The 13,444-nt window shown below is 67.1% G+C and carries 15 protein-coding genes and 1 pseudogene; 9 read left to right on the forward strand and 7 right to left on the reverse strand.

Features of this window, described 5'->3' with window-relative positions:
* Positions 1–93: 93 nt before the first annotated feature.
* Positions 94–591 (reverse strand): GNAT family N-acetyltransferase, encoded by a 498-nt coding sequence (locus NA4_RS43700; protein ID WP_067472402.1) that lies wholly within the window; start codon positions 589–591, stop codon positions 94–96.
* A gap of 311 nt (positions 592–902) precedes the next feature.
* Here NA4_RS43700 and NA4_RS20895 point away from each other — a divergent pair, with 311 nt between their 5' ends.
* A complete protein-coding gene (locus NA4_RS20895; RefSeq protein ID WP_245671515.1) occupies positions 903–1,511 on the forward strand; it encodes an FHA domain-containing protein in 609 nt (202 codons plus the stop codon).
* 42 nt (positions 1,512–1,553) lie between these two features.
* Here NA4_RS20895 and NA4_RS20900 read toward each other — a convergent pair whose 3' ends face one another.
* The 3 genes from NA4_RS20900 to NA4_RS20910 all read right to left on the reverse strand — a co-directional run bounded on the left by NA4_RS20900 (position 1,554) and on the right by NA4_RS20910 (position 4,380).
* On the reverse strand, positions 1,554–2,216 hold the full coding sequence (locus NA4_RS20900) for a chymotrypsin family serine protease (protein WP_067472409.1): 663 nt from the start codon (positions 2,214–2,216) through the stop codon (positions 1,554–1,556).
* 217 nt (positions 2,217–2,433) lie between these two features.
* Complete coding sequence (locus NA4_RS20905; protein ID WP_067472412.1) at positions 2,434–2,682, reverse strand: hypothetical protein; 249 nt, start codon at positions 2,680–2,682, stop codon at positions 2,434–2,436.
* 234 nt (positions 2,683–2,916) lie between these two features.
* Positions 2,917–4,380: an MFS transporter gene (locus NA4_RS20910; RefSeq protein ID WP_067472415.1), complete on the reverse strand. Its 1,464-nt coding sequence runs from the start codon at positions 4,378–4,380 to the stop codon at positions 2,917–2,919.
* 54 nt (positions 4,381–4,434) lie between these two features.
* On the opposite strand from NA4_RS20910, the gene NA4_RS20915 reads away from it, so the two are divergent.
* The 5 genes from NA4_RS20915 (at position 4,435) to NA4_RS20940 (ending at position 8,591) form a co-directional block, all read left to right on the forward strand.
* Positions 4,435–5,148 (forward strand): TetR/AcrR family transcriptional regulator, encoded by a 714-nt coding sequence (locus NA4_RS20915; protein WP_067472418.1) that lies wholly within the window; start codon positions 4,435–4,437, stop codon positions 5,146–5,148.
* A 255-nt stretch (positions 5,149–5,403) separates the two neighbouring features.
* A complete protein-coding gene (locus NA4_RS40565) occupies positions 5,404–5,568 on the forward strand; it encodes a hypothetical protein (protein ID WP_157129181.1) in 165 nt (54 codons plus the stop codon).
* A 410-nt stretch (positions 5,569–5,978) separates the two neighbouring features.
* The gene (locus NA4_RS20930; protein WP_067472428.1) at positions 5,979–6,344 is read left to right on the forward strand and encodes a YidH family protein; all 366 of its coding nucleotides are present in this window, start codon (positions 5,979–5,981) and stop codon (positions 6,342–6,344) included.
* Positions 6,341–6,643 (forward strand): DUF202 domain-containing protein, encoded by a 303-nt coding sequence (locus NA4_RS20935; RefSeq protein WP_067472431.1) that lies wholly within the window; start codon positions 6,341–6,343, stop codon positions 6,641–6,643. The genes NA4_RS20930 and NA4_RS20935 overlap by 4 nt, the downstream gene beginning before the upstream one ends.
* A 46-nt stretch (positions 6,644–6,689) precedes the next feature.
* Positions 6,690–8,591, forward strand: a complete 1,902-nt coding sequence (locus NA4_RS20940) for an alkyl/aryl-sulfatase (protein WP_067472434.1) — start codon at positions 6,690–6,692, stop codon at positions 8,589–8,591.
* A gap of 88 nt (positions 8,592–8,679) precedes the next feature.
* Here the strand turns inward: NA4_RS20940 and NA4_RS20945 are convergent, their stop codons facing one another.
* The 3 genes and pseudogenes from NA4_RS20945 to NA4_RS40570 form a co-directional block, all read right to left on the reverse strand.
* On the reverse strand, positions 8,680–9,198 hold the full coding sequence (locus NA4_RS20945; RefSeq protein ID WP_067472437.1) for a DUF1990 domain-containing protein: 519 nt from the start codon (positions 9,196–9,198) through the stop codon (positions 8,680–8,682).
* A 278-nt stretch (positions 9,199–9,476) separates the two neighbouring features.
* Positions 9,477–9,929, reverse strand: a pseudogene (locus tag NA4_RS39275) (M23 family metallopeptidase); the annotation flags it as partial.
* A gap of 74 nt (positions 9,930–10,003) precedes the next feature.
* Positions 10,004–10,315 carry a hypothetical protein gene (locus NA4_RS40570; protein WP_157129182.1) on the reverse strand — a complete coding sequence of 104 codons (312 nt, stop codon included), beginning with the start codon at positions 10,313–10,315 and terminating at the stop codon, positions 10,004–10,006.
* A 379-nt stretch (positions 10,316–10,694) separates the two neighbouring features.
* Here NA4_RS40570 and rpsB point away from each other — a divergent pair, with 379 nt between their 5' ends.
* From rpsB to pyrH, 3 genes are all read left to right on the forward strand, one after another.
* Positions 10,695–11,507 (forward strand): 30S ribosomal protein S2, encoded by an 813-nt coding sequence (gene rpsB / locus NA4_RS20955; RefSeq protein ID WP_067472443.1) that lies wholly within the window; start codon positions 10,695–10,697, stop codon positions 11,505–11,507.
* A gap of 172 nt (positions 11,508–11,679) precedes the next feature.
* Positions 11,680–12,504: a translation elongation factor Ts gene (tsf, locus tag NA4_RS20960; RefSeq protein WP_067472446.1), complete on the forward strand. Its 825-nt coding sequence runs from the start codon at positions 11,680–11,682 to the stop codon at positions 12,502–12,504.
* 191 nt (positions 12,505–12,695) lie between these two features.
* The gene (gene pyrH / locus NA4_RS20965; protein WP_039799499.1) at positions 12,696–13,424 is read left to right on the forward strand and encodes a UMP kinase; all 729 of its coding nucleotides are present in this window, start codon (positions 12,696–12,698) and stop codon (positions 13,422–13,424) included.
* The last annotated feature ends 20 nt before the right edge of the window (positions 13,425–13,444 follow it).

Raw genomic sequence — 13,444 nt, forward strand, 5'->3', positions numbered from 1 at the left:
TCTGAGCGTAGGTGAGTGATAGGTGGGTGCGTTCCATCTGCGCGCTGAGATGACGCGGGGACCGGCGGTCAGAGTGTCGTGGGGCGAGGGGTCTCATGGGCTGACGTAGTAGTGCATCCATGCCGCCTGTTCCTCCCCTGTATGCCAGTCGCCAGGTGCGCTACGTACGCGTCGCCAACCGCTGCGCTCGTACAACGCGATCGCCGCCGCACCGCGGGACTCCACGGTGAGCGCAGCACACTGTCCCCGGCTTGCCGCCATTCGCACGGACGCCGCCAGCAGTTGCGAACCGACTCCCGCCCGACGCGCGGACGGTATGACATACAGCCGGATGACCCACGCCACAGCGAGCGTGCCGACAGCTCTATGCACGGCCCAGGGAGGTTCGCCGCTTGTGCCGAGACCAACGTGTCCGACGACCCTCCCTGCCTGCTCGGCGACGCGAGCCGCGATCAGCTTCGACGGAGACAACCAAGCCATCGGGTCGGTCGGCCAGGTATCCGGGTACCGGTCGACCTCGTGTACTTGCCGGAGAGCCGCGGCGCAGCCGTGCAAATCGGCGGCGGTTCGTGGTCGGATGATCACGCTCATCCGACTGTGCTGGCCCGCCGATTGCTCGTTCGGCTAGGGCAATTTCCGACTGTCAGTCTGTTTTGGGGGCGTACACGCGGGGCGCAGTATTCGTTTCCCTGGTCCTGTCACAAGATCGCGTTGAAGTAGTTGAATTCGGATGTGATCGGGGTCCAGAGGGCGCACCCTGGAAGGTGCGAATCAGTACCCGCAATCCATGACGTGCTCGGAGTGGGAAACAGGCGATGACGTCTACGTCGAGCGGACCACAGGCCCTGCGTCGCGGACTGTACTCACTGCCAGGTCAGCCCGCGCGGGCGCGGCCGGGCGCGGTGTCGACGCTGTCCCAGCCGATGGGGCCGGGAACGTGGCGTGAGATTCCCCTGAATGGTGATACGCCTACCGTGACAATCGGGCGGTCGAGCGCGGCCGACATCACCGTGACAGCCGACGCCACCGTTTCCCGGCTGCACGCCATCATCGAACGCGTCTGCGATTGCTGGGTCGTCATCGACGACGGGCTGTCGAAAAACGGGACTTTCGTCAACGGCGAGCGCGTCGGCGGTCGCCGCAAACTCAGTTCCGGCGACCGGATTCGCATGGGCCGCTCACTGCTCATTTTCCGGGACGGCACCTCCTCGGCAGAGGAAATGACGATCGCACTTTCTGCGCAGCAGCCCTCCCGGAATTCGCTGACCGACGCCCAATATCTGGTGCTCGAGGCGCTGTGCCGCCCGTACGACGCGCGGAACGCGTATTCGTACCCCGCGTCGAACAGTCAGATCGCGCACGATTTGTGCCTGACTGTCTCAACGGTCAAGACGCACATGCGGGCGCTGTTCGACAAATTCCGCGTCCCGGCCTTGCCGCCGAATCAGAAGCGCTCGTTCTTGGTCGAACGTGCGATCGAAAGCGGCGTGATAGTCGAGCACGAGCGGTGATTATTCCGGCCGGGCTGCCGCGGAGCTCTGCGCAGCGCCCGGCTAGACCGGGTCGAACCCCGCTCCGGCGCCGCCGCGCGCGTTCGCGTCATTCATGATGGCGGTGATATTCGCGCCGACCTCCGGACCGAGGCACGGCACGCTCAGGTACCCGTTGACCATGCCGACGAGGGTCGTCCCCACCACGACCGGTGCGCCCGAATCACCCGGAACGACACACATCTGAGTCCAGGTGAGAGCGCCGCCGCCGAACACGTCGCCGTAGGTCAGCCCGCAGGTCCGCCCGGTGCCCCGGCCTTCCTTGCAGGCGATGTCCGGGAACTGCGCAGGGCCCCCGACTCCTGTGATCGTCGTGCCGCCCACCTGGTTCACGGGCACGACCTTGCCCGGATCGAACACGATCACGGCGTAGTCGAGTTCGCTATTGGTGTAGTCGAAGGTGCCGACGACGCCGGCGTCGCGGTTGGTGTCGGGCACGACCGTGGATCCCGCCGCTCCGCAGTGTGCCGCGGTGAACCCGACCAGCCGGCCTCCGGCGTCGCGCCCGATCGTGGTGAGAGTGCATACGTTCTGGTCCGCGACGATGATGCCGGAACCGCCGCCCAGCACGGCCGGTCCCTGGGCCTGTGCGGTAACTGACGACGCCCCGAATAGCGCGGCGGCCGCGGCGAGTGCCGCGGCAGCGCCAACGAGTTTCCTGAACATTGTCATCCGATAATTGAACCGCATTTGTCCGCGCGTCACGGATAAATGCCCATACGCATCCCCGGCCGGGCGCGTCGGTGGGACGAGTACACATTCGGCCCGCGACGTCGAGCCCGGCTGGGGCTGCTTTGCCACCAGACGAGACCTGCGCGTTACGCCACAGCCTCAGATGCGACGCGTGGCGCTCTCGTCCTCGGTGCCGTTCTATCGAGTGCGGTTAAACGGCGCACACGAACACGGCGACCGCGTTGATGACCGGCGGAAGGAGCAGCAATGGGGCACAGAATATGCCCAGAGGCCAGAACAGGCCCAAGGTAGCGGGCTCGACCTGGGCCGGAACCGCGGAATTATCCGCTACGGGCACAGGGGCCACGTCCGGGGCCGCGGAAGCAAATCCGGAACCGAGGGCGATGACCGGTGCGACCGCTACTGCCGCCGCCGTTGCGCGCATTTTGTTCGTGATCATGATGTCTCCTGCGACTGATTGATTCACTAGCCCTCGTCTGCTGAAGGCTGGCAGAATGCGAACACACCACCAACTTTGCTCGGAGGGCGCGCATGAGACCATCAGCCCCCGGGTCGGAATCATTCATACCGGGTGAATTCAGGACGCCGATATCGCGATCTGGCGCCGATGGCCGTTGGTCGGCGGCGCCCGCGATGGGGATCATCAACGACCATCGCGGCCCGCCGACACCGATCACGCGCTCGTCACCGCTGCCGGTTCCGGCTGCTCGGCCGATTCCGCCCGTCGGGCGCGCAGTAGGGCCGCGCCGAGCGCAGCGGCGGCGATGCTGAATCCAGCACTGATCCACGCTCCGGTCGACATGGCAGCGGTGAAGGCGTCCTTGGCCGGTTCTATGTAGCCGAGCCCGAACGCGGCGCCGATGGATTCGCGCGCCGCGTCGGGGGCGTCCCCGGGCATGTTCGAGGTGAATACCCCGGCCAGCACGCTGCCCAGGATCGCGATGCTGATCGCCAAGCCGACCTGCTGCAATGTGTCGTTCATCGCGGACCCGACGCCGGCGTGTTCGAGCGGGATGGCGCTCATGATGGCCGCATAGGCGGCCGGTCCGGCCAAACCGCCGCCGATGCCCATCACCAGCATGCTGACAAGGATCCCGAGGTAGCCGCTCGCTACGGCCAGGATGCCGAATGCCCCGCCCATGACGAGCAGACCGGAGACGATGAGCGTCTTATTGCTGAGCGTCTTTCCGAGGGTGGCGCCGAGCCCGTTGCAGACGGCCGCGGCCACGGCGTAGGGCAGCAGCGCCAGACCGGCTTTCATAGGTCCGTAGCCGAGCACGAATTGCAGGTATTGGGTGAGCATCAGCATGACCGCACCCATGCCGAAGACCATCAGCAGCAGCGTGAAGCAGGTGCCGGTGAAGTCCCGGCTGCGGAACACCGCCAACGGCAGCATCGGATGCGCCGACCGGCTCTCCCACACGACGAACGCGAGCGCCGTCACGGCGGCCAGCGCGATCATGCCGATGTTCCATTCCCGCTCGATGATCACGTAGACGGTCGCGCTGAGCGCCACGATGGATAACAGCACGCCGACGAGGTCGACAGGCCGCTGCTCTCCGGTGGTCTCCGGCATGAGCACCAAGGCCGCCACGATCGCCAAGACCGCCACCGGGATATTGAGCAGGAACACCGAACCCCACCAGTAGTCCTCGAGCAAAAAGCCGCCCAGTGTCGGTCCGGCGACGATGCCGACCATCGAGACCGTCGACCACGCCGCCATCGCCGTGCGGCGTTCGTCCTCGGCGAAGGTGGTCATCAGGATCGACAGGGTCGAAGGCATGAGCAGCGAGCCGCCGACGCCCATCGCGGCGCGGGCGGCGACGACCTGCCACGGTTCGGTGGCCAGTACGGCGGCCAGTGACGCCAGTCCGAACAGGGCCAGTCCGGTGATCAGTGCACGCCGCCTGCCGAATCGGTCGGACAGGCTGCCCGCGGTGAGCAGGAGGCCGGCGAAGACCAGCACGTACGCGTCCAGAATCCACTGGACGTCCGACGGTGTGGCGTTCAGTTCCCGAATCAGCGACGGGATCGCGAGATTGAGCACGGTGCTGTCGAGCATCAGCACCAGCAGGGACAGGCACAGGACTACCAGAACCCACCAGCGACGGGGGTCTCGTACAACGTTCGATTCCACTCGCACAGCGTACGATAAACTCGAACGGTGTGCGAGTGAATATAAGATCTAGGGGTGACCAAGCAGTTCACCTCGGTATGGACCCGGGAACCGCGCCAGCCCAAGACGTCCGGGCTCAGCCGCGATCAGATCATCACCGCGGCCGTCGAGATTCTCGACGCCGAGGGGCTGGAGTCGCTGAGCATGCGCAAGCTCGGTGCGAAGCTCGGCGCAGGCGCGACCAGCCTGTACTGGCATGTCGCGAACAAGGAGGAGTTGCTCGAGCTGGTGCTCGACCAGTTCTGGGGCATGGTGCAGACCCCGGAGCCAGAGCAGGCGTCCTGGCGTGAGCTGCTGACCACCTTCGCCTACAGCTTGCGCACGACGATCCGGGAGCATCCGTGGGTGGCGTCGCTGGTCGGGCAGTTGCCCAGCATCGGTCCGAATTCGCTCGAGGTGAGCGATCGGTTGCGGCGCGCGTTCGTCCGGGCGGGTTTCCAAGGCGTGGACATCTATCTGGCCGGAGGAACGGTGATGGGTTTCGTGCTCGGCCAAGTCATTCCGGAGATCGCCTGGGTGAAGGCATCGGGCGGGGCCGAGATGGACACCGACGGCATGCTGCGCGTGATGGAGGACCTCAGCGTCGGCTACCCCGACATGCTCGCGGATATGCGGGCTACCGCGCCGACGGATCCAGAGGTCGCGCGCGCCATGGCCTTCGATTTCGGCCTGCTCTGCGTGCTCGACGGCCTGGAGGCCCGTCTGCGCAACGCGGCGGGGCAATCGTAGCCGGAGTCGTTTCGGGCGGGCTCGGTCCGTATGACCACGCGGCGCACCGGGGCTGCGCCAACGCCCAGCAAGGCGTTGACGTCGACCACGAGGGCCGGACTCGCAGCGGTGCGCTGCACCCGAACCCGGAACGGACAGTTGATCGCGGATCTCACGATCCGCCCCGGGCTCATGACACCGGGCTGCCGCGCGACCGCGTCCTGCTTCGACACGTATTCGCACATCGGCGGGACCACTCGCTGCACGCGGTGACAGATGCGGCCTTCTGGTCTGCGAGCAGGTTTCGGCGGGGCGAACTCGACCCTGGGCCACCATCCGATCGCGGAAGAATTGCGGTCGATCGGTTCGCTGCGCCCTGCGCTGATGTCGTCGGAGGTCTCGCGCCTGGCCATGGCGTTCGAGGCCGCGATCGCGAGCTGACGTAGCCCGCGCATAACCAGCGGGTCACGGGCGTGCTGGAAGCTTGGATGGCATCTGGGCCTCCGACTAGTCTGACGTAGCGGATCGTTTGCCAACGCTACGAGCGATGGAGTGATGCCCGTGATCGCCGCCGACCAGCGCAGTGCTGTCGATGGACGCTGCGAACCGGGCCGGTCGCGTGCGGCGGTGCCGCGTGCGCGCGGCGATCTGGGTGCGTCGCCGGAAGGCCGCGATCGCCGGCGGATCGACAGAGCGTTGTGCGGCGTGCCGTCCGGCCGGCCGGACGTGCGCTCACCTGGTCGTAAACCGCTCGACGCCAGGCTATGCGGTCGCATCCGGCACCAGCGGCCGGGTACGGGAAGCGGCACGTGCGCCGATGCGCGGCAACCCGCGACCAGAGCCGAGGCGGCGTGACGCTGCCGAACCCCGATGCCGAATCGGAAGAGGGCGAAGAGGAACTCGACTACCGCTTCACGCTCGCGAACGAACGCACCTTCCTGGCCTGGATGCGCACCTCCTTGGGTTTGCTGGCCGGTGGTGTCGCGGTGCACACGCTGGTGCAGTCGTTCCGGATGGCCGGGCTCCGGCGCGCGATCGCGTTGAGCTGCCTGGTGCTGGCGGCGGTGGTCGCGGTCGGCGCGTACACGCACTGGCGGCGCGTCGGTGTGGCCATGCGGCAGGGTGGGCCGTTGCCGGACACGGTGCTGGTGCCGATCCTGTCCGCCGGTATCGCGATCGTCTCCGTGTTGGCAGGCCTGGCGGTGCTGCTGCGATGAACGCACCGCATTTGGCCGCCGAACGTACCGCACTGGCGTGGCGGCGCACCGCGGTGGCGTCGATGGTGGTCGGCACGCTGTTTCTGCACTACGCCCTGGGCAGTGGATGGCGTCCGTCCGCGATCGCGCCCATCGCCGCCGCGCTCGCGATGGTAGCGCTGGCCGGGGCCTGCTATGTACGCAATCGCAGCTTGCGCAGAGGCCGGTACGCACACGGTCATCCCGTTGTCGTCGCGTCGGCGGTTGCGGTCGCCGTCGTCGCGGTCGCTGCAGCCGGTTTTCTCGATCCACCGCCGTGAAAGGCAGGCAGACAGCATGGTTGGTCGACACGTGAGGAGGACGACAATGAGCACAGCGAGTGAGCCGAGCCGCTTCATCGTCGCGGAGCACCAACGTGCCGCCGCCGCGCTGCCATCGGCCGACACCGCCGATCTGGCCGACGCGGAACGCGGGTTCATCGCCGCGCTCGAGCCCGGCGTGGTGACCGCCGAAGACGGAACCGTCGTGTGGGACAACGACTCCTACGCCTTCCTGCGCGAACCCTGCCCGGCGTCGGTGCATCCCAGCCTCTGGCGGCAGTCCGGGCTGGTGGTGAAGCAGGGCTTGTTCGAGGTCACGGAGGGCACTTACCAGATCCGCGGGCTGGACATCTCCAATATGACCCTGGTCGAAGGCAAAACCGGTGTCCTGGTGATCGATCCGCTGATCTCCGCGGAGACCGCGGCGGCCGGTCTCGCGCTCTACCGGGCACACCGCGGCGACCGTCCGGTGACCGGCCTGATCTACACCCATTCGCACGTTGACCATTTCGGCGGCGCGCTCGGTGTCACGACCGCCGACGATGCCGCCGAAGGCCGCTGTCCGGTGCTGGCGCCCGCGGGCTTCGTGGAACACGCTGTGGCCGAGAACATTTACGCGGGCACGGCGATGGCGCGTCGCGCGGGATACATGTACGGCGCTGTGCTGCCGCGCGGCCCGCTCGGCGCGGTCGGGGCGGGCCTCGGCCAGACCACCTCGGTCGGCACAGTCACATCGATAACTCCGACAGTCGTCATCACCACGACCGGACAGGAGGAGACGGTCGACGGGATACGAATAGTCTTCCAGCTCACGCCCGGCACCGAAGCGCCCGCGGAGATGAACTTCTACTTCCCCGACCGTCGCGCACTGTGCATGGCGGAGAACGCGACTCACACCATGCACAACGTGCTCACGCTGCGCGGCGCGCTGGTGCGCGACGCGCATGTCTGGGCGAAGTACCTGACCGAGGCGATCAATCTTTTCGCCCGCCGGTCCGACGTGGTCTTCGCGTCGCACAACTGGCCGACCTGGGGCACGTCGCGGCTTGTCGAGTTCCTTGCGCTGCAACGCGATCTGTACGGGTACCTGCACGACCAGACGGTGCGGCTGCTGAACCAGGGGTACGTCGGCGCGGAGATCGCCGAAATGTTGACGCTGCCACCGGCCGTCGAACAGGCGTGGCACACGCGCGGGTATTACGGATCGGTCAGTCACAACGTCAAGGCCATCTATCAGCGCTACATGGGCTGGTTCGACGGCAACCCCGCGCATCTCTGGGAGCATCCGCCGGTCGAATCCGCGCGGCGGCACGTCGAATTCATGGGCGGCGCGGACGAAGTGCTGCGCAAGGCGAGGGTCTCCTACGACGCCGGGGACTACCGATGGGTGGCGCAGGTGCTCAACTACGTCATCTTCGCCGAGCCGGACCACGACGCTGCGAAAGAATTGCAGGCCAGCACCTTCGAGCAACTCGGCTATGGCGCGGAGAACGCGACCTGGCGCAATTTCTATCTCAGTGGAGCCTACGAGCTGCGCTACGGTTCGTTCGGGACGCCGACCAAGACCGAATCGCCGACCGTGGTCGCGACACTGACCGTCGACCAGATCTTCGACGCCTTGGCGTTGCGCGTCGACGGACCCAAGGCGTGGGACCATCGGTTGGTGACGGATTGGATCCTCACCGACGAGGACCGCACCCATCGGCTCGAACTGCGCAATGGGCGCCTCACCCACTTCGATGCGGTCCCCGGTATGTCCCTTCCGGAACCTGACGCCACGTTCACCCTGACCAAGGCCACGCTGATCCGAGTGCTGCTGGCGGGCGAGGACTTCGGCGTCGCCGCGGCCGCGGGCGACATCGTCATCGAGGGAGATGTCACCAAACTCGCCGAACTGGTGAACATCTTCGACGCGCCGGACCCCGATTTCGCCATCGTGACGCCGTGATCGCCAGGGGCGATAGCGGCGTGTGCCCGATGTCGTTGCCCCGGTCGGAGCATTGCTCGGCCGCATTCGAGGCCGTTGCCGACCGCGCTCAGACCGATGTCGGCAACGCCGCGATGTATTTGCCCGCGACGAAGCGCTGGATGAGCCGCACAGCCGGTCCACCGAGTCGCGTGTACCAGGCTGCGGGACGGGAGAACGCGATGACCAGCCCGTACACGGTTTCGTCGCCCGAGTCGTATTCGACCGCGAACAGTTCCTCGCCCGCCTCCGGATGCCCCGGCAATGTGCCGTACGCGAACCCTCGCCGGTCCGGTTCATCGAGCACGTACACCACGCGGCACGGCGCGGTGATCGCCACCGGACCGGCCCCGAGCCGTACGGTGATGGCGCTGCCAGGCTCGGCCGTCGGAGTGTCGGCGTATTGGAAGATCCCGGTGCCCTTCTGCATTCGATAGGCCAGGATCTCCGCGCCGACGTGCTCGAACAATGCGCGGCCCCGGCCGATCGGACGCCGCAGCCGGAATCGGTGATACCCCTCCGGCAGCACACCCTTGGTCGCTCCCACCTCGCGATACGTGAACGGTGGCCGGCCGAGCACATCCTCCATACGTCGATCTTCACCTCCCACGGTGTGGCGCCGCCACTGCTCACCTCGCACCGGCGATTCGCGGCTTTCCCTCGGCGGCGACGCGGCCTCTCCGCGATGGTGTTCGACGCGGCGGTCGGCGCGCTCGTGCGCTCACCGGCGGGCTTGGCCCGGTGCTGCCTGAGCGCGACGCCCCGGTTTACTGCGATCACAGCGGTTGCGGTCTGCTGACCCCCTCGCGCCCGGGTTCGTCCCGAAAGCCATCGACCGCTCGTGGACGGCGACGCGACCCCGCGCGAGCCCACCGGTTTGAGCCGCATCGGAGTGAGATGGAGCAGTCCGAGCGGGTCCAGATACTCGCGCGCGCGGCGCCCACTGCCCTCGGTGCGCGCTCCCCAGTGCAGGCACGGCGTCGCGCACCCCGGGTGACCGGACTCCAACGTGCCGATTCTGGTGCCGCGCCCGACTCGCCTGCCCACGGTGACCTCGGCGCGGACCGGCTCGTAGGTCGTGCGAAGCCCGCCGGGATGATCAATCGACACGACCGGCTTGCCGGCCACCGCTCCCGCGAACATCACTATCCCTTCTCCCGCAGCGAGCACGGCCTGCCCCTCGGCTCCGGCCAGGTCGACCCCGCGATGTCCGGGCAGCCAGTTGTGCGCGGGCTTGTCGAAGCGTCGCACCACCGCGGGCCGCGGTTGCAGCGGCCAGACGAACCGGCTCTCGGGTGCCGCGGCGGCCATCGGCTCCATCGACACGACCGCGACGACGCCGAACCCCAGTACCCACGCGAGATGTCGATGTACCCGCGTGCCGCTCGACGGAGTCATCGGAGCGAGACCGTCGAGGGCACCGCTTGAGCTGTGCATGCGGATTCGGGCTGCTCACACGAGGACACCCCGGACAACGCAGAGCTGGGTCCAAGATGGTCGTCCTCGGTCCCCGCGTCGGATTGCCGGAACCGGAACGGCGCACGACGCAGCAGTTCGGAAACGGATGGGAGGCAGACGGAACCCGCACACGCCCCGAGTGCGCGTTCCGCCACGTGTGGATCGGCCGCGGCCGGTGGCGCGGAGAAGACGCCCAGACCGAACAACAGCGGAATGAGCAACGTCGTCGTCGTGGAGATCGGTTTCATGCCTCCACTCTCCTGTGGCGCAGACGCCTCGCAGCGGCTGAACCACAGAATGTGGATAACCTCCTCGACTGTGAAAAATCAGTGTTCCACCTGGTCACGGCTTCGGATCCGGCCGATTTAGGTCTGGCCGCCCCCAGGCCGTAAACTGATCGAGCGGTCTGTGCGTGCACGGACCGACTTCGCGCGCCACCCGTGCTTGTTCGTAACGGCGCTGTTCGATCGAGCTCAACAGCTTTTTGGGTTCGCGGCAGCGTGTTCGGAACAGGGAATCGCCGGCTGGTCCCAACCCTCGCGGTCGGGTCCGACGATTCGGCGGCGCCAGGGCAGCGGATCGCCGATTCGCTGCGTCAACCGGCAACGAAAGAGAGATACGAGAGCCATGGCTGTCGTAACCATGAAGCAGCTGCTCGACAGCGGCGCACACTTCGGGCACCAGACGCGGCGCTGGAACCCGAAGATGAAGCGGTTCATCTTCACCGACCGCAACGGCATCTACATCATCGACCTGCAGCAGACGCTGACCTACATCGACAAGGCCTACGAGTTCGTCAAGGAGACCGTCGCCCACGGTGGCACTGTCCTCTTCGTCGGCACCAAGAAGCAGGCCCAGGAGTCGATCGCGGCCGAGGCGACGCGCGTCGGGATGCCCTACGTCAACCAGCGCTGGCTGGGTGGCATGCTCACCAACTTCTCCACCGTGCACAAGCGTCTGCAGCGCCTCAAGGAGCTCGAGGCCATGGAGCAGACCGGTGGTTTCGAGGGTCGCACCAAGAAGGAAATCCTCATGCTGACGCGTGAGATGAACAAGCTGGAGCGCACCCTCGGCGGCATCCGCGACATGCAGAAGGTGCCCTCGGCCATCTGGGTCGTCGACACCAACAAGGAGCACATCGCCGTCGGCGAGGCGCGCAAGCTGAACATCCCGGTCATCGCGATCCTGGACACCAACTGCGACCCCGACCTGGTCGACTACCCGATCCCGGGCAACGACGACGCGATCCGCTCCGCCGCCCTGCTCACCAAGGTCGTCGCCTCCGCGGTGGCCGAGGGCGTGCAGGCGCGCGCCGGTCTGTCCACGGGCGACGAGAAGCCCGAGGCGGGCGCCGGCGAGCCGCTGGCCGAGTGGGAGCAGGAACTGCTCGCGCAGGCCGCACCCGGTGCCGAGGCCGCCGAGTCCTCGGCCGAGGCCTGAGACTCGTCACCGCCGCGGCCTGAGCGACGGTCCCGGAGGCGGTAGCCTGCGTGACCACGGAGGGGCCCGCGAAGGGCGCAATTCAGACACTGTTTCGGCGGCGATCACGAGCGAGTGCCATCGTGATCGCCGCTACCAGAAACTCACACTTCCCAAAGGAGGCTCGCCGAGAATGGCGAACTACACCGCTGCCGATGTGAAGCGGCTCCGGGAGCTGACCGGCTCCGGCATGATGGACTGCAAGAATGCGCTGGCCGAGACCGACGGTGACTTCGACAAGGCCGTCGAACTGCTGCGCATCAAGGGCGCCAAGGACGTCGGCAAGCGTGCCGAGCGGACCACCGCCGAAGGCCTCGTCGCCGCCAAAGAAGGCGTCATGGTCGAGATCAACTCCGAGACCGACTTCGTCGCGAAGAACGCGGAGTTCCAGCAGCTGGCCGAGCAGGTCGTCGCTGTGGCGGCGGCCGCCAAGCCCGCCGACCTGGAAACGCTGAAGGCGCTGGACCTGGGCGGCAAGACCGTCGACGAGGCCGTGCAGGCGCTCGCCGCGAAGATCGGCGAGAAGCTCGAGCTGCGCCGGGTGATCTCGCTGAACGGCCCGGTCGCCACCTACCTGCACAAGCGTGCCTCGGACCTGCCGCCCGCCGTCGGCGTGCTGGTCGAGTACACCGGTGAGGGCGAGGCCGCGGCCGAGGCCGCCCGCGCCGCCGCCATGCAGGTCGCCGCGCTCAAGGCCAAGTACGTGACCCGCGACGAGGTTCCGGCCGACCTGGTGGAGAACGAGCGCCGCATCGCCGAGCAGACCGCTCGCGAGGAGGGCAAGCCCGAGGCCGCGCTGCCGAAGATCACCGAGGGCCGCGTGAACGGATTCTTCAAGGACGTCGTGCTGCTGGAGCAGCCGTCGGTCACCGATTCCAAGAAGACCGTCAAGGCGCTGCTGGACGAGGCCGGTGTCACCGTCACCCGCTTCGCCCGCTTCGAGGTCGGCGCGAACTGATCGCCGCACCCCCAGCGTGCAGGCCCCCCGTCGACCGTGTGAACGCCGGTTGACGGGGGGCCTTCTGCTGCCGCTCGATCCGAATAGGGCAGGATAGGTGCGGCTCCGCTTTGTTCTATGTCACAGGCGCCTGCCGTGCGCACCACTCGCCGGAAGAACGACAATCCACCGCCGAAGGAGACTGGAGACCCATGACGGACCCGGGGACCGACCGCCCAGGATATCGCCGGGTGCTGCTCAAACTGGGCGGTGAGATGTTCGGTGGAGGCAAGGTCGGGCTGGACCCGGACGTGGTGCAGACCGTCGCCGAGCAGATCGCCGAGGTGGTCGCGACGGGGGTCCAGGTGGCCGTGGTGATCGGCGGCGGGAACTTCTTCCGCGGCGCCGAGCTCGAGGAGCGCGGCATGGAGCGCGCCCGCTCCGACTACATGGGCATGCTCGGCACGGTCATGAACAGCCTTGCGCTGCAAGACTTTCTGCAGCAGCAGGGGGTGGACACCCGGGTGCAGACCGCGATCACCATGGGACAGGTCGCCGAACCCTATCTCCCGCTGCGCGCCAAGCGGCACCTGGAGAAGGGGCGCGTGGTCATCTTCGGTGCAGGCATGGGCATGCCGTACTTCTCCACCGACACCACCGCCGCGCAGCGTGCCTTGGAGATCGGCGCGGACGTGGTCCTGATGGCCAAGGCGGTGGACGGCGTGTTCACCGCGGACCCGCGGGTCGACGAGACCGCGACCATGTATACCGAGATCACGCACAAGGAGGTCATCGAGCGCGACCTCAAGGTCGCCGACGCGACCGCCTTCAGCCTGTGCATGGACAACCAGATGCCGATTCTGGTGTTCAATTTGTTGACCAAGGGCAATATCGCCCGCGCGGTCGCCGGTGAGAAGATCGGCACATTGGTTCGGTCCTGACACCCGCGGACCGCGGATCA

It is taken from the genome of Nocardia amamiensis NBRC 102102 (assembly GCF_001612745.1).
In the GTDB taxonomy this organism is placed as follows: domain Bacteria; phylum Actinomycetota; class Actinomycetes; order Mycobacteriales; family Mycobacteriaceae; genus Nocardia; species Nocardia amamiensis.